This window comes from Geobacter sp. 60473 (assembly GCF_036323535.1).
Classification (GTDB): Bacteria; Desulfobacterota; Desulfuromonadia; order Geobacterales; family Geobacteraceae; genus Geobacter; species Geobacter sulfurreducens.
This window is the reverse complement of the sequence record NZ_AP028967.1, coordinates 2,134,355-2,150,068: the sequence shown is the minus strand read 5'-3', so window position 1 is coordinate 2,150,068 and position 15,714 is coordinate 2,134,355. Positions and strand designations below refer to the sequence as shown.

The following is a 15,714-nucleotide window of genomic DNA, read 5'->3' as shown; positions in this document are numbered from 1 at the left end:
GCCCCGGAATCGCCGGCCGGCCCGTGGCACGGGGAAGGATGTGCCCATGGCGCTTGACAACAGAAAAGACCCCTACGGCGCCTTTCGCTTTCTGGTGGAACTGGAAGGGCTGGTGGTGGGCGGTTTCGCCGAGGTCTCCGGACTTCAGGCCGAAACCGAGGTGGAGGAGTACCGGGAAGGTGGGGTCAATGAGCATCCCCACAAGCTGCGGAAGATCACCCGTTACCCCAACCTGGTGCTCAGGCGGGGGATCACCGACTGCCGGGTTCTCTGGGAATGGTACCGGGACGTGATCGCCGGCACGGTGTCCCGCCGGAATGGTGCGGTGATTCTCATGGACCGGGAGGGAAATCCCGCCTGGCGCATGGAGTTCTCCGGTGCCTTTCCGGTCAAGTGGGAAGGCCCGGAGCTCAAGGCAGACGGCACTGCCACGGCCATTGAAAAGGTAGAGTTGGTGCACAACGGGCTGAAGGTGGAGTGACCCATGACCCTTGCCGAGCGGATCACGGACAGATGCCGCTGGCGGAGAGCGGCCGGCCGTCGCGGCTGCCCCGGTACGGTTTCGCTGCTGACGCCCGAGCGGCTGCTGGGCCGTTACCTGCGGGGGCCCATGACGCTTACGCCGGTGCCGATGCTGCATCCGGACCGGACCGGGCGCCTGGACCTGAATCTGTCGTTCCGGTTCCACTGGCAGACGAATGCTGCCCTGGTCATGGGACTGTCCACAGGAGAGCTGCCGGTTTCCTGTGGGTTGCGACACGGAGGAACGGTGATTGCGCCAGCGGTCCCGGCTGAACGGGGGCCGGGCGCGTCGGTCGCCGGCAGGGGAAGTGTTGCGGCAGCCCGCCTTGTCCATTCTGCCGGAGGCCTGCCTCGTAGCTTCGACGGGGCGTTTCTTCGCACCATCCTCGGCAGGATTGAAGACGTGAGGGTGCAGGTTCGTCCTGCGGGACGGCGGGAAAACGGCCGGGACTACCTGACTGAGGGGAAGGAGGTCTTACGGGCGGTGCTGGTGGGGAGGGTGACGATGTCGACGTCCGGCCGGGGCGGAACCCTGCCGACGTACCTACGTGAACAGTCCGCAGAGGGGAACGGTTTCCCGCATCAGGCCGTCCGCATGATGCGGCGTACACCCGCGGGGGTAGCCGCAACTCAGCCCCTGGGTGAAAAGAGCCACGCCAGTGGGCATCATCCAGCCGTCGTGTCGGGGGGGTCTTTCCCCGGCAGGCAGCGGTTGCCGGCGCCACGGACCCGGCTGATTGGCGCGGTTCGGCCCCTCGCTGGCCTTGCTGCCGTGGGAGAGCGCAGCGGCTCCTCAGGGGGGCCGGCAAGAGTCGGTACGGCCTCCTTGCCGGAGACGGGGACGGTCGCCGGTTCAGCTGCCCTGGATCACCGCCGGCGGGGGATGGTGTCCCCGGTGCCCGTCGACACTCTGGAGAAAGAGCTTACCCTGACCCACGCGGTGGCCGGCCCCGTGAGCCGGTCGGCCTTCGTCTCCCGCCCTCCGGCAGCAGTGTCGGCTAACGCTGTGCCCTTTGCCGGGCCGGTGGCGGCTGAGGCGGCAAGAGTGACGCGGCCGCCGGGTGCCGCGGTGGATGTGAATCGGCTGGCCGACGAGGTCTGCCGGGTGATCGAACGGAGACTCGTCACCGAACGGGAGCGGCGGGGACGATGAGGGGAGGTGCGGGGTATGGCCCTTGAGAAGGCGAAGCTCGTGAACGCCGACACCGGCGAGGAGGTGGCGGTCCTCTTCAATCCCACCGAATACGCGGTGGAAAAGGGGAACCAGTACGCGGAGATCGCCATCCCCGGGCTGGAGGCGCCGTTGCTCCAGTTCAGCCGGGGCACTGCCCGTTCCCTGACCATGGATCTCTTTCTCGATACCTCCGAGACGGGGCAGGATGTGCGGGTCCACACCAAGCGGATCACCTCGTTCCTGGACATCGATCCCGAGACCCATGCCCCGCCCGTCTGCCGCTTCGTCTGGGGAGGCGGCGAGAGCTTCACCGGCGTGCTGGAGCGGGCCACCCAGCGGTTCACCATGTTTCTGGCCGACGGGACCCCTGTGCGGGCCACGGTGGGGGTGGCGCTGAAGGAGTTCCGGACCGGCCTCAACCGGGAAAAGCCGCTCCAGTCGCCGGACCGGACCAAAGTAAGAACCATGGGGGAGGGTGACAGTCTCTGGCTTCTGGCGGCCCGGGAATATGGGGACCCGGCCCAGTGGCGGTTCATCGCCCGGGAGAGCGGCATCGTCAATCCCCGGCGGGTGAAGGCCGGCACCGACCTGGTCATTCCCCCCATCGAGTGAGCCATGGCCGACGAAACGATCAGTCTCGATTACTATGCACCCCGCTTCCGGGTTGAGATCGACGGCGAGACGATCCCCCAGGACGGGATCGTGAGCGTGGAGGTGGACGAGACCCTCGATGCTCCGGCCATGGTTTCGCTGGCCTTCAACGAGACCCTCGACCCCCGGAGCCAGACCTTTGCCTGGCTCGATAACCCGAAGCTGGTGCCCGGTGCGGAGGTGAAGGTCTTTCTCGGCTATACGGGGCGAGCGGTGCCGGAACCAAAGCCTCTTTTCGAGGGGAGACTCCATACCCTGACCCCGGCGTTCCAGAATTCGGGCGTCCCATCGCTCATGGTGCAGGGGTATGACCATTCCCACAGCCTCCAGAAGGCCAAGAGCCACTTCTCCCGGACCAATGCCCGGGCCAGTGACGCCGCCTCCGAGATCGCCCGGTTGAACGGCCTCGACGCCTCGGGGGTGGAGGCCACTGCTACGGTCCATCCGAGCATCCGGCAGGGGGAGGACGAGGTGGACCTGGAGTTTCTGCGGCGCCTGGCGCGGGGCCTGGGGTTCGAGGTGTTTGTCCGGGGCAGGGCACTCATGTTCCGTACCCCGGCGGACGGGGAAACGGAACTTCTCACCTTCCAGTGGGGGCGCAGTCTCGTGAGCTTCACCCCCCGCCTGTCCACCTCCGCCCAGGTGAGCGAGGTGCGGGTCAGGGGGTGGAATCCGGCCACCAAGGAGCGGATCGAGGGGAAGGCTACGGCTGCCGATCTGAAGGGGCTTGCCGGCGGTGTGAGCGGCGCGGAACAGGCAGGGGCAGGGGGGGAGGCGGTGGTCCGCAGCATCGAGGACCGGCCCGTGTTTTCCCGGGAAGAGGCCGATGCCCTGGCCCGCGCCGAGCTCAACCGCCTCAATGACGGCTTCATCACCGGCACGGGGGAGACCATCGGGATGCCGGAGCTCAGGCCGGGGATTACCGTGGCCATCCAGGGGATCGGCACGCGGTTCAGCGGCAGGTACTACGTGAAGGGGGCGCGGCACAGCCTGGGGGATTCGGGCTACCGGACCACTTTCGAAGTGAGGAGGAACGCCCTTGGGTCTCTATGATCTGCTCGACGCGGAAGGCAAGGACGACCAGAAGGGGAAATCACCGGGCGTAGCGGTGGGTGTCGTCGCCGACAACCAGGATCCGGAGGGGATGGGGCGGGTCAAGGTGCGGTTTCCCTGGAAGGACGATGCGGACGAGAGCACCTGGGCCCGGGTGGTAACCCCCATGGCCGGCAAGGGGCGCGGCCTCTGGTTTCTCCCCGAGGTGGGGGACGAGGTGCTCGTGGCCTTCGACCACGGCGACGTGCAGCATCCCTACGTGCTCGGCAGCCTCTGGAACGGCACCGATACCCCGCCGGGGGACAACGGCGACGGCAACAACAATATCCGCAAGATCACCTCCCGCAGCGGCCACGAACTGGTCTTCGACGACACGTCCGGGGCGGAAAAGGTGGTGATCAGGACTAAGGCGGGGCACTCCATCACCCTGGACGATGCGGGCGGCGGCGAGAAGATCGAGATCAAGGACAAGAGCGGTTCCAACAAGCTGGTGATCGATTCGGCCCAGAACAGCATCGGCATCGAGAGCTCCATGAAGCTCACGATCAAGGGGCAGATGGTGGAGATCCAGTCGGACGCCAACATGACCCTCAAGGCCGGGGCCGTCATGACCATCCAGGGGTCCATGGTGAAGATCAACTGACATCCTTCTCGGTGTCGGGGGAGATGGGGCGGGAGGCAGCGGGGCTCCCGCTCCGGAAAAATCCGAGCGTCACCGGTGGTGTTCATGGAGCCTCCGCAGCAGTGCCGGGAGCCTTCCCGTTGCAGGCTAGGGTGGTGATTTTCTGCGGGATTTTTCCTCCACGGGAGCCCCGCCGCCTCTCTGGAACCAGTGGTGGCTGTGTGATCGAACAAAACGTCTGAAGGAGATTTTCATGCCGATGGCGGCACGGACAGGAGACATGACATCCCACGGCACTCCCCTGGGGCCGGGGCCCGGCTGCGCCACGGTGCTCATCGGCGGCATGCCGGCCTGGCGGGCGGGGAGCGATTTTCACGCCTGCCCGCTCATGAATCCGGGGCCGTCGCCCCATGTGGGTGGGACAGTGGCGGCGGGGAGCGCCACGGTCTTCATCGGCGGCCTACCGGCGGCCCGGCAGGGGGATTCCATCGTGGAGTCGGGGCCGCCCAACAGCATCACCCTGGGGTGTCCCACGGTGATGATCGGATAGGGAGGGCGCAGTGACCAAGGCCAGAGAATTCCTGGGCACGGGATGGACGTTTCCGGTGGCGGCTGGGGCGGATGGCTGCATGATCCTTTCCTCGGCCGAAGGGGACATCGCGGAGTCGATCCGCATCATCCTCGGCACGGCCCGGGGAGAGCGGGTCATGCGCCCCGATTTCGGCTGCGGCATCCACGACCGCGTCTTCTCGGTGATCAACACCACCACCCTGGGACTGATCGAGAACGAGGTGAAGGAGGCCCTTATCCTGTGGGAACCCCGGATCGAGCTGTTGTCCGTGACCGCCTCACCCCGGGAGGCGGCCGAGGGACGGCTCCTGATCGATATCGAATACCGGGTGAGGAGCACCAACACCCGGTTCAACCTGGTGTACCCGTTCTATCTGAAGGAAAGCGCGTGACATCGAGGTGCGAACTGCCATGAATGCCGATCTCCCTTTGATAGACGGCCGTACGGCCGCGGATGTGGTCGAGAAGATTCGCGCCACCGCGCCATTCTATGTGCCCGAGTGGAGCGGCGGTGTCGACGGCGATGCGGGAAGTGCCCTGGCCGGCGTCTTCGGCGACATGGTGGTGGAGGTGCTCCAGCGGCTCAACCGTGTGCCCGAGCGCCATCTGGCCGCGTTCCTGGAAGTGCTGGGGTTGCGGCTCCTGCCGCCCCGGCCGGCCGAAACCGTGGTGGTCTTCACCCTGGCCAAGGATGCGGACCGAAGCGCCCTCGTTCCTTCCGGTACCCAGGTCATGGCGGAAAAGACCGCGGACCACCCGGAACTCCTCTTCGAAACCGACGAGAACGTACTGGCCGTGCCGAGCCGGATCGCGGCCCTCTACAGCGTCTTCCCCGATGCGGCTGGCGGGAGGGAAAAGATCTTCGGTCACACGGATGCGTGGGCTGTGGGAGGCTCCTTTACGCTCTTTCACGGCATCGAGAACCTCCAGGAGCATGCCCTCTATGTGCGGCAGACCGGGCTCTTCACCGTGCAGAGCGGCGTGGAGATCCACCTGTCCGGCGTGCCGAAGGCGCTGGCCGACCATGTTGCCTGGAGCTACTTCGATGCCGATGGCAGGGAGACGATGTTCGGTGCGGGATTCGACGGTTCCGGCGGCACGCTCATTCTCACCACCGGGGCAGGCCGGCCGGAACTGGGCCGGAGCACGGTGAACGGGATCGATGGTGTCTGGATCAAGGGTGTTCCGAAGGTAGGTGCCGACGGCACGACTGCCCTGGCGCGAGTCAAGGACGCCGTGCTCCGCACCGTGGTGGGGGTCGGCACCAGGTCGCTTCCCACGGCGGTGATTTGCCCTGACCTGGCTTTTGCCGGCGATGTCCCCCAGGACCTTACCGTGACTGCCGGTGGTGATTTCATCCGGAACCTCCTCCCTTTCGGCGATAAGCCCATGCCACTGGCCGCCTTCCACCTGGCAAGCCGGGAGGTCTTCTCCAAGAGGGGGGCCAGGATTACCCTCCGCATTACCTGCGCCACGGACCTTGACGTCCCCATCGAACGGGTCCAGGGAATCGGCGCCGTCTTCTCGGCCCGGCTCAGGGGAGCGGGCATTGCCACGGCCGGTGAACTCCTGTCCCGGTCAGACGCCCAGGTTGCCGGGATAATCCGGGCTCCCGGCAGCGCTCGCCCGGCTTCCTCCTACCTGCTCCGGGCCAGGAATATCCGCGAAGCCACGGCCAAGGCCTATTACGACAAGACCGGAGCGGTCAGCTACCGGTCAGGCCGTGCTGCCGCGCCGGGGCCGGGCCTGTCATGGGAGTACTGGAACGGGACCGGCTGGTGTGCCATCAGCGACGTGGCCGACAGCACCGGCAGCCTCATGGCCACGGGCGAGGTGACCTTCACCTGCCCTGCCGACATGGCGGAGGTGGAAGTGAGCGGCCAGCGGAACTGGTGGATCCGGGTCCGGCTCTCTTCCGGCGATTATGGCCGGGAGTTCGAGATCGTGAACGGCCAGGCCGTGGCGGCCGGCTTCACCCCGCCGCGCCTGGGGCGCATCATCCTCTCCTGGGACGGCACCGATCCCTCGGCCATGGGTGAGCCCGATTCGATCCTGACGCGCAATAACCTGGAGTGGGACGACGGTCTTGCCGTGCTGCGCACGGGCGCGGTCTACCGGCCGTTCCGCCCCCTGGCCGACCTGCGCCCCGCCTTCTACGCCGGCTTCGACCGCCCCCTGGCCAAGGGGCCCATCGGCCTCTACCTGGACCTGGCCGAGATCGATTATGCCCGCGACTTCAGGCCCAGGGTGCAGTGGGAAGTCTACGACGCCGGAGCGTGCCAGTGGCTGAGGCTCGATGCGGAGGACGGCACAGCCGGCCTCACCCGCGCCGGCATCGTCCGTATCGTGGTGCCCGGGGGGGGCGTTCCGGCCCCGCTCTTCGGCACGCGGCTCCATTGGCTCCGGGCGGTGCTCGTGGCAGGGGAGTACGCCCCCACGGCCCTGGGCGCCGGTCTTCCCTACCGGCTGCGCCGCGGCTACCTGAACATACCCCGCATCATCGGCAGACCGGCCCACCTGAAGGGGAGCATCCTCAATCCGGCCCGGTGGCGGTCGTGGCGGCAGCTTCCCTCCAACAGCCCCCCCATTGCCCGGGGCATCTACCTCAATGCCGCCCGGGCCCTGCAGCTCACCTCCGTGAGGAACGAGCGGCCGGGATCGGGGAACGGGCTGCCGGACCAGAGTTTCACCCTTGCCCGGAAGCCGGTTTTCGACGACCAGGTCTGGGTCAACGAGTTCGGGCTCATTTCCGCCGCAGAGCTGGATCGCCTCGCCGCAGACGCTCCCGGCCGGGTCAGCCGGGTGACTGACCGGGAGGGACGGCTGAGCGAAGTCTGGGTGCGGTGGGAAGGGCGCGACGACCTCCTGGCCTCGGGGCCGCTAGACCGGCACTACGGCATCGACAGGAGCAGCGGTCTCGTCTCCTTTGGCAACGGGAAAAGGGGCCGGGTGCTGCCTGCCGGAACGAACAACGTCCGGGTCAGCTACCGCACCGGCGGCGGCGTCGCCGGCAACCTCGGCGGGGGTGAGATTGCCCGCATGCGGACCGGCATCCCCCTGGTGGACAAGGTCGTCAATCCCGGCCCCTGTGGAGGCGGGGTCGTGGGGGAGGATATCTCCGCCCTCTACCGGCGGGGCCCCCAGAGCCTGCGGCGCCGCGACCGGGCCGTGACCGTTGAGGACTACGAGGGCCTGATCAGGGAGCAGTTCCCCGGTATGGCCCTGGTCAAGTGCCTCCCCGTGTGTGATGACCGGGGCATGACCCGCACGGGATGGCTGTCGGTGATCATCGTGCCGCGCACGGCCGATGATCGGCCCATCCCCTCGGCGGCCCTGCGACGGCGGGTGGAGGAGTTTGTCGCCGGTCACGGCGCCAACGTGGTGACCGTCCCCTGCCATGCCGTGGTGACCCGGCCGTCCTACGTGCGGGTGTCGGTTGATGCCGCCCTGGTGCCCCGCAGCCTCGACCAGGCCCCCGCCGTGGAGACGGCGGCACTGGTTGCTCTCAGGCGGTTTCTCCATCCCCTGACCGGCGGGTGGGACGGCGGAGGGTGGCCCTTTGGCCGCCTGGTCTGCCATTCTGACCTCTACCGCCTGCTGGAGGAGGTCGAGGGGGTTGATCGGGTGGCGAGCATGGCGGTGACGGCCATCGATGAAATGGGACGTCGGATGGAGCTTGGCGAGGCGGATGAGCCGGCACGGCCGGTGGACCCCTATCTGCTCGTTTCCAGCGGAGACCACCGGGTCGCGGCACGGGCCGGCGACGCATAGCACCATGCGGGAGTGAGAACGTTATGCCCATAGTACCGATACCGGATCTTGACGACAAACGATACGCCGACCTGGTGCGGGAGGCGGTGGCGAGCCTTGCGGTGCGCGCACCGGCGTGGACCGACCACAACGCATCGGACCCGGGGATCACGGTGGTGGAGCTCTTTGCCTGGCTGGCGGAGATGCAGATCTACGGGCTCAACTGCCTTACCCCCGACCACTACCGGACCTTCCTCCGTCTCGTGGGTATCCGGCCGGCTCCGGCGGCCGCCGCCACTGTATCCCTGACCATCTCGTCCACCGCCGGCCGCGAGCTGCTGATCCCTCGGGGAACGCGGCTAACGGCCGAGACGGGGGGGGTGAGCCTTGCCTTCGAGACGACGGACGATCTGTTTCTGCTGAACAACCGAATCGCTGCCGTCATCAGCGCCTGGGGCGGCGGCTTCCGCAATGTCACCGATGCCAATGCCCGCGATGCCCTCTTTTTCCCTGCCTTCGGCGAGCAGCCGGCACCGGGGGGCACGCTCCTCATCGCCTTTGAGCGGATGCTTCCGGCAGGGCGGGAGGTGCGCCTCTCCATCGATCTCTACGAAGCAGACCTGCCCCCCGTGGGTGCCCACCGGGACGAACCGGCCGCCGCCGTACCCCCGGTGGATCTGGTCTGGGAGTATTCCACGGAGGCCGGTTACCGTCGGCTCGATCTGCTGGAGGACGGCACCACCGGCTTGACCCGCTCCGGACAGATTCTTTTTTCAGTGCCCACCGACTTGACGGCGACCAGCTCGCCTTACCTGCCGGCAACGGTGCCTGCGCCGCGCTTTCCCATGATCCGCTGTCGCCTGCCGGAAGAGAGCACCGCCGTGCCGCTGCCTTCCGAGGGTCTGTCGGCATGCCGCCGCGCCGCCGCCCTGCAGGGGGCGGGCTTCTACGAGATACCTCCGCGCATCGACTCCATCCGCCTCAATACGGTGACGGCGCGCCAGGCGGTATCGGTGGTGGACGAGAACCTTGTCTCATCATCCGGCGCCGGCTGGGGCAATGGCATGCCGGGACAGGTAGTTTCCCTTGCCCGGCGGCCGGCCATGGAGGGGAGCATCAGGGTCAGAGTCCTGACCGGCACCGATTGGGAAGAGTGGGCCGAACGCGACAACCTGGACGCCTCGGGTCCCATGGATCGGCATTTCGTGCTCGATCCGGCGGGCGGTACCATCCTTTTCGGTGATGGCCGCAACGGGCGTGTCCTGCCGGAGGGGGCTCGGGTGCGGGCCGACTACCTGTCAGGCGGGGGCGCGGCGGGAAACCTGAGGCCCTTGGCATCGTGGCGCTTCGATGATCCCCTGCTGGCGGACCTTGCCGCGCGCAATGACGCGTCCGCCAGCGGCGGCAGAGACGCCGAGCCGCTCGCGGAGGCCATTGCCCGCGCTCCCCTGGAACTGCGGGAGGTGGACCGGGCCATAACCTCTGATGATTTCGAGTATCTGGCGCTGAATACCCCCGGTCTCCGGGTGGCCCGCGCCCGGGCGCTTCCCCTCTGGGAGCCGGAAGCGCCGGAGGATCGTCCTGTGCCGGCCACGGTGACCGTGGTCGTGGTCCCCTGGTCCTTTACCCCGCGGCCGTATCCCGGCCCACGGTTCCTGCGCGCGGTGTGCGACCACCTGGATCGCCACCGGCTGGTGACGACCCGCGTCAGGGTGATCCCTCCCCTCTACGCGCAGGTGACGGTCAGAACACGGGTCAGCGCCGGTGAAGGGGTACGTCCCGAGGAGTTGCGAGCGCGGGTGGCCGAACGGCTTCTGGAGTTTCTTCATCCCCTGAAGGGGGGTGAGGACGGGACGGGGTGGCCTTTTGGCAGAGGGGTCTACCGTTCGGAGATCATTGCAGCCATCAGGGAGGTGAGCGGTGTGGAATGCGTGCTGGAGACGACGCTTTCGGGCGATACGTGCACGCGGGTCGACGGCGAGGGCAACCTGATGATAGACCGGGACGCCCTGGTCTATTCCGAACGGCACGAGGTGGACGTGACTGCCCGCTCCGGCCGGTGCACCGTCACGTACTGACACGGGAGACACGGCGTGGAAGACAACGAGTACACCATAATCCATGTGGCGAGCGGCGAGGCATGGGCCGCCGGGGCAGCCACCAACGGCCTGGTGGCCGTGGGAGACGGCGGACTGGCACTGGCCGGCGAGATGGTGCACGGCCTCGACCGCCGTCTGGGGCTCGCGGGACGCATCCGCCCCGACGCCCTGGTGGCTGATCGCTGCGGAACGCTGATCATGCTGGCCGGCGAGCGCTTCTATCGTCTGGACCCCATGTCCGGCCGACTGGAGCGGATACCCTGTCTCGGCGGCAGGGGGGACAGGGCGGGGGAACTGAGTGGACCCCGGGCCATGGCTCTGGGGAGCCGCAATCTCTACGTGGCCGATACGGACAACAACCGGGTCTGCGTCTTTGCCACGGTTAACTGGCAGGTGCGCCGGTTTATCGGAGCCGAGAACCCGGCAGGGGAACCGGCGGCCGGAACCGGTCCGGGGGAGTTCGACCGCCCCCTGGATCTGGCGGTGGACCCCTGCGACAACCTCTATGTGCTCGATGCCGGCAACCGGCGCATCCAGCGTTTCGATTACCATGGCGAACCCGTGCCCCATGTGCCCCCCTTCGGCGCCGACCGGCTGAAGCAGCCGGTGGCGCTGGCGCTGGGCCCGGCTCCCTCCCCGTCCGGCGGGGGGGCCCTGGTCCACTGCCTCGATACGGGGCTCACCGCCATCGTTACCTTTGACGACCAGGGCCGGTTCCTGGGCACCGTCGGCCTGGACGACCTCGGCTTCGAGCCTGCCGGTCTGGCGGTGGACGCCGACGGCAAATGGTACGTCTCTGATCGGGAGCGGTTCATCTATGCCATCAGGTCGGCAGGTGACTGGAGCCCTCTGGAGGAGTACGAGGGGAAGGCCCTGCGGCTGTTCGCCGGTCCCGGCGGGGAGTTTTACGCCCTGGAAGATGGGGAGGTGGCCCGCCTCACCCGTCGCCGTCGCTATCCGCCGGCAGGCTCGTGGACCGGCAGCGGCCCGGTAACGGGCATCTACACTTCCCGCTCATTCGATACCGGCGACGGCCGCCTCTTCTGGCACCGGGTGACGCTGGACGCGACGGTCCCCCCAAAGACCCAGGTGCGACTTTCCTACTTCATCTACGAAACCGGCCGCGATCCGGAGCTCCTGCCGGCCGACGGCGAGTGGCGAAGTTTCCCGTCCAATCCGGCCGACGCCCTTTTTGAGCGGAAGGAGGGACGGCATCTGAGGGTGCGCCTGGAACTGATCTCCGAAGACCGGCATGCCACCCCCACAGTGGTGAGCCTCCGCCTCCAGTTTCCCAAACAATCGTATCTCCGCTACCTTCCGGCCGTCTTCCAGGACGACGAGCGGGGGCGTGATTTCCTGGAGCGGTTTCTTTCCCTGTTCGAGAGCGTCCTTTACGACCTGGAGCGCGAAATATTCACGACCCGGCGCTATGCCGACCCCTGTGCCGTACCGGCCGGCTTCCTTCCCTGGCTCGCCTCGTGGCTGGCGCTCCCCGATGCGGACCAGTGGCTCGAAGATGGCGGGGCACGGCTGCGCACACTGATCGCCCGGGCCAATGAGCTGTACCGTTGTCGGGGCACCCGGGGTGGACTGGCGGAACTCATCGCCCTTTACACCGGCAAGGAGCCGTGGATTGTGGAGGCGTTCCAGTTGGACCGCATCCGGGGCCGGAGCGAGTGGCGCGAAACCATGAGGCTCTTCGGGGAAGATCCCTACCACTTCACGGTTCTCCTTCAGCCGGGCGGCTCGGGGAGGATCGAGACCGTGAAGCGGATCGTGGCGCGCGAGCGCCCGGCCCATACCTGCGCCACGGTGGTAGCCCTGGAGAACCTGTTCCGGCTTGGGGGGCACACTTATCTGGAGGTCAATACCAACCTGAACCAGCCTCTCTTTGCCCTGGAGACATCCTCGTCGCTCGCCCGGCAGACCTATCTGGCCGACGGCGAGAAGGCGGGACAGGCGCAGGTCCGGGCGCGACAGGGCATGGATACATTGTTTGAGTGAACCTGAAACCGGCAGGCGACGTAAGCCGTTGGAACGAGCGGGCTCCGGAACAGCGGAGCCAGGCCGTTTGAACGGAGAGGGTCATGTTGCCTGACGAACGGATACATAAAAGGAGGACGCCATGTCGAACGACCGCACCCTGAGCCCATTCCAGAGAAACCTCTATTTTTACGGCAAGCTGATGACAGTCCGGGACTTCGAGATGGAGCAGTCCTACCTGAACGGCAAGCGCCACCTGATCAACAGGATGGTGCTCGGCACAGGAGCGGTCTGCGGCCTGGAGGTGACCGCCTCCTGGGACGAGTCGAAAAAGGCCGTCACGCTCAGTGTCGGCGAAGGGGTGGCCATCGACTGCGGCGGCCGGGAGATCGTAGTGGACAGGTCCTCCTCCGTCACCTTCGAGCCGGCCCCGGATGTCACGGCCTACTGTCTCTGGCTGAGCCGGGAGGACTGCCGCATCGAGCCGGCTCCGGCCCCCATGGCCGACAGCGGCAACGCCTGCGGCGAAACCTGCTGCTACAGTCGGGTGCGGGAGGATTTTTCCCTGGCAGCGCAAAAATGGGACGGTCCGGTCCCGTCGGTTGACGACGCCTGGTCCGGCCTCTTCACCACGGACACGACCGCCGGCCGGGCGGACATCCGGGCGCTGTTGAAGGCCCACTTCGATCGCATCCTGGCCGGCTGCCCTGCCTGCGGGGAGCCCTGCCGGGTGCCGCTGGCCCTGGTGATACGCAAGGGAGGTGCCTGGAGCGGCACCCCGGACCTCATCCAGAACATCGTCGTGCACACCAATCCCGAACTCTTCGAGATGATCCGCCGCCACCTGACCGACCTGGGCAATCCCCACATGACCACCGCGGCCCAGGTGGGGGCGCTGAAAAGCGTGGACGGGGTCGAGAACCCCGGCGGCAACGTGGACTTGGTGGCGGCGAACGCCGTCCAGATCACGCCCAACACCACCGCCAAGACCATTACGATCGGCGAGAGCCATTCGGGGGTCACCGGCAACCCCCACAACACTCGGCACGAGCAGACCGGTCCCGCCTGCGTCGACCCCGCCAGTGACGATACCACCTGCGACAAGCACGTCTCCAACGCCAATGCCATGCGCTGGAACCGCTCCCTGGCAGGGCTAACCGTGAACGGCGGCAGCCTCGTCGTCAATCCGGGCGCGGCCATCGATCTGGCGGCCGGACAGAACGTGACCCTGGCCGCTGATCCCGCCGGCAAGAAAATCACCATCAGCGCCGCAGGCGGCGGAGGGGCATCGGCCCGCACCGGGCGCGTCACCATCACTACCAATTCGGACGGTGTGGGCACGGCACGGGTAAGCTCGGGATTCGACGACAACCTCTTCTGCGTGCAGGCCGGGATAGACTATGGCGAGTTCGTGGAATACGGCCCTGTTCTGCGCTATGCAGGCCAGACGGCGTTCATCACGGTGCGGGTGCTCAGGTTCCAGGACATCGGAAGTTTTGACATCATGTTCTCGGCTCCGGGGGTCGGCCAGCGCACGCTGTCCCTGCGGTGGGTCGCCATCCCTGCCGTTGCAGCTGCGGAGCCGACAATAACCGTTACATCTCCAACCGTTACGGTTACGTCGCCCACGTTCACCCTCACGCAGCCGACCTTCACCCTGACGCGGCCCACGTTTACCCTGACCCAGCCGACCTTCACCATGACCGCGCCGACGCTCACGGTGCCCACTATCCCCACCATGACCATTCCGAGCGTAACCATTCATGGCCCGATCATGAGCGGCCCCGGCACGGTGGAGCCCCCCACGGTGATCGTTCCCCCCGGCAAGGGCACGCAGGCTCCGCACCTGACGGACGTGAAGGGGATCGGGCCGGCCATGGCCGGGAAACTGACGGCAGCCGGCATCTCGACCATTGCCGATCTTGCGGCCGCCTCCGTCGATGACGTGGCAACCGCCCTGGGCGGCGATCCCAAACGGGCGCGAGGCTTCATCGACGCGGCCAGGAAACTGGCGAAGAAGCGATGAACGTTGTATTCGTCCACCCTTCCTATCCGAACCAGTTCACCGGGATAGCCAACGCTCTTTCCCGGAAAAGGGGGTGGGAGTGTGCCTTTCTGGTGGATCGGGCGTTCACCCGGCAGATCCGCCGGGACAATCCGCCCGTCGCCTACTACGGGTACGGGGAGGAGGCATCGCCCCTGTCGGGGACCTACTACACCCGCTGCATAGAGGAGGGGGCGCGCCGGGGCAAGGCCATTGTGGAGGCCCTGGCGCACATCCATGCCTCGACCGGCATCGACGCCGTGGTGGGGCACGCATCCTTCGGGGCAACCCTGTTCGTTCGGGAGATTCTCGCTATCCCTGTGGTCTCCTATGTGGAGCTGCCTGGATACCATCCGGCCTTCTGCCGGGATGAATTCCCGGGCCGGTATCCCCAGAGCCTCATGGACGTGGCCCTGCGCTCTCTTATCCATTCCAGCGTGATTCATTCGGATATCTGCGTGGTTCCCTCCGCCTACGCCCGCGACCTGTTCCCACCCGAGCTGCGCAGCAAGGTACGGGTCCGGATGGAGGGGTTTGCCCTGCCTCCACCGGCAGGTGACCGGGAGGCTCTGCGGCGTGAACTGGGCATAACCGGGAACGGGCCGGTCATCGGCTTTGCGGGCAGGACCCTGGAGGCGGTGCGGGGCTTCGACGTGTTTGTCCGGGCCGCCGGCAGGATTCGAGCCGTCCGCCCCGACGCACACTTTCTCGTCGTCGGCGATGAGGCGAGCATCTACGGCAACGAAGCATCCTACCTGGGGGATTCCTCGTTCAAGCGGCACGCTCTGCGGCAGGAGGGGATGGCGGATGAGGAGTTCATCTTCCGTCCCTTTGTCCCCCACGACCAGTTCGTGCGCTACCTCCAGGCCATGGATGTCATCCTGTTTCCCTTGTTCGAGGGGGCGGCCAACTGGGGGCTGTTCGAGGCCATGGCCGCCGGCGTGCCGGTGATTGCCTCCCGACGCTGCTTTATCCCCGAGGTGATCGAGGACGGGCGTAACGGAATCCTGCTGGATGCCGCGGACGCGGACGGGTTTGCGGCCGCGGCCCTGGCGCTGCTGGAAGACAGTGCCCGCGCCGAGGCCATGAGCCGGGCCGGCCGCCAGAAAATTGCCCGATCGTTCTCCGTGGAGCGGGCCGCAAGCGGCTATGCCGCCATTATCCGCGAGGCGGTACGCCGTCACGGCAGCGGAGCACGAAACCCTTGCCGTGGGCGTCAACGGGTCATCTGGCCTGCGGCATGACC

12 protein-coding genes are annotated in these 15,714 nt (G+C 67.1%); all 12 read left to right on the top strand.

The genetic code is table 11. The features are described 5' to 3' along the window. Positions 1–46 precede the first annotated feature (46 nt). Complete coding sequence (locus AABA48_RS09695; RefSeq protein WP_286350282.1) at positions 47–481, top strand: phage tail protein; 435 nt, start codon at positions 47–49, stop codon at positions 479–481. A gap of 3 nt (positions 482–484) precedes the next feature. Then, complete coding sequence (locus AABA48_RS09690; protein WP_286350281.1) at positions 485–1,675, top strand: hypothetical protein; 1,191 nt, start codon at positions 485–487, stop codon at positions 1,673–1,675. A gap of 15 nt (positions 1,676–1,690) precedes the next feature. Further along, a complete protein-coding gene (locus AABA48_RS09685; RefSeq protein ID WP_286350280.1) occupies positions 1,691–2,308 on the top strand; it encodes a CIS tube protein in 618 nt (205 codons plus the stop codon). Between the two features lie 3 nt (positions 2,309–2,311). Further along, positions 2,312–3,400 (top strand): phage late control D family protein, encoded by a 1,089-nt coding sequence (locus tag AABA48_RS09680; RefSeq protein ID WP_286350279.1) that lies wholly within the window; start codon positions 2,312–2,314, stop codon positions 3,398–3,400. Then, complete coding sequence (locus AABA48_RS09675) at positions 3,387–4,043, top strand: phage baseplate assembly protein V (RefSeq protein ID WP_039645961.1); 657 nt, start codon at positions 3,387–3,389, stop codon at positions 4,041–4,043. Before AABA48_RS09680 ends, AABA48_RS09675 begins: the two co-directional genes overlap by 14 nt. A 232-nt stretch (positions 4,044–4,275) precedes the next feature. Then, complete coding sequence (locus tag AABA48_RS09670) at positions 4,276–4,572, top strand: PAAR domain-containing protein (RefSeq protein ID WP_039645959.1); 297 nt, start codon at positions 4,276–4,278, stop codon at positions 4,570–4,572. A gap of 10 nt (positions 4,573–4,582) precedes the next feature. Then, on the top strand, positions 4,583–4,984 hold the full coding sequence (locus AABA48_RS09665) for a GPW/gp25 family protein (protein WP_286350278.1): 402 nt from the start codon (positions 4,583–4,585) through the stop codon (positions 4,982–4,984). Positions 4,985–5,003: 19 nt separating this feature from the next. Continuing rightward, on the top strand, positions 5,004–8,363 hold the full coding sequence (locus AABA48_RS09660; RefSeq protein ID WP_286350277.1) for a putative baseplate assembly protein: 3,360 nt from the start codon (positions 5,004–5,006) through the stop codon (positions 8,361–8,363). 23 nt (positions 8,364–8,386) lie between these two features. Further along, positions 8,387–10,420, top strand: coding sequence for a putative baseplate assembly protein (locus AABA48_RS09655; RefSeq protein WP_286350276.1), 2,034 nt, complete (start codon positions 8,387–8,389; stop codon positions 10,418–10,420). Between the two features lie 15 nt (positions 10,421–10,435). Beyond that, positions 10,436–12,445 carry a phage tail protein gene (locus AABA48_RS09650; protein WP_286350275.1) on the top strand — a complete coding sequence of 670 codons (2,010 nt, stop codon included), beginning with the start codon at positions 10,436–10,438 and terminating at the stop codon, positions 12,443–12,445. Between the two features lie 121 nt (positions 12,446–12,566). Next, a complete protein-coding gene (locus AABA48_RS09645) occupies positions 12,567–14,450 on the top strand; it encodes a helix-hairpin-helix domain-containing protein (RefSeq protein WP_286350274.1) in 1,884 nt (627 codons plus the stop codon). After that, positions 14,447–15,712, top strand: coding sequence for a glycosyltransferase (locus AABA48_RS09640; protein WP_286350273.1), 1,266 nt, complete (start codon positions 14,447–14,449; stop codon positions 15,710–15,712). Before AABA48_RS09645 ends, AABA48_RS09640 begins: the two co-directional genes overlap by 4 nt. The last annotated feature ends 2 nt before the right edge of the window (positions 15,713–15,714 follow it).

Excerpts from the sequence above, each read along its gene's own strand:
- AABA48_RS09695 (WP_286350282.1), top strand. The coding sequence starts at position 47 with ATGGCGCTTGACAACAGAAAAGACCCCTACGGCGCCTTTCGCTTTCTG.
- AABA48_RS09690 (WP_286350281.1), top strand. The coding sequence starts at position 485 with ATGACCCTTGCCGAGCGGATCACGGACAGATGCCGCTGGCGGAGAGCG.
- AABA48_RS09685 (WP_286350280.1), top strand. The coding sequence starts at position 1,691 with ATGGCCCTTGAGAAGGCGAAGCTCGTGAACGCCGACACCGGCGAGGAG.
- AABA48_RS09680 (WP_286350279.1), top strand. The coding sequence starts at position 2,312 with ATGGCCGACGAAACGATCAGTCTCGATTACTATGCACCCCGCTTCCGG.
- AABA48_RS09670 (WP_039645959.1), top strand. The coding sequence starts at position 4,276 with ATGCCGATGGCGGCACGGACAGGAGACATGACATCCCACGGCACTCCC.
- AABA48_RS09660 (WP_286350277.1), top strand. The coding sequence starts at position 5,004 with ATGAATGCCGATCTCCCTTTGATAGACGGCCGTACGGCCGCGGATGTG.
- AABA48_RS09655 (WP_286350276.1), top strand. The coding sequence starts at position 8,387 with ATGCCCATAGTACCGATACCGGATCTTGACGACAAACGATACGCCGAC.
- AABA48_RS09645 (WP_286350274.1), top strand. The coding sequence starts at position 12,567 with ATGTCGAACGACCGCACCCTGAGCCCATTCCAGAGAAACCTCTATTTT.
- AABA48_RS09640 (WP_286350273.1), top strand. The coding sequence starts at position 14,447 with ATGAACGTTGTATTCGTCCACCCTTCCTATCCGAACCAGTTCACCGGG.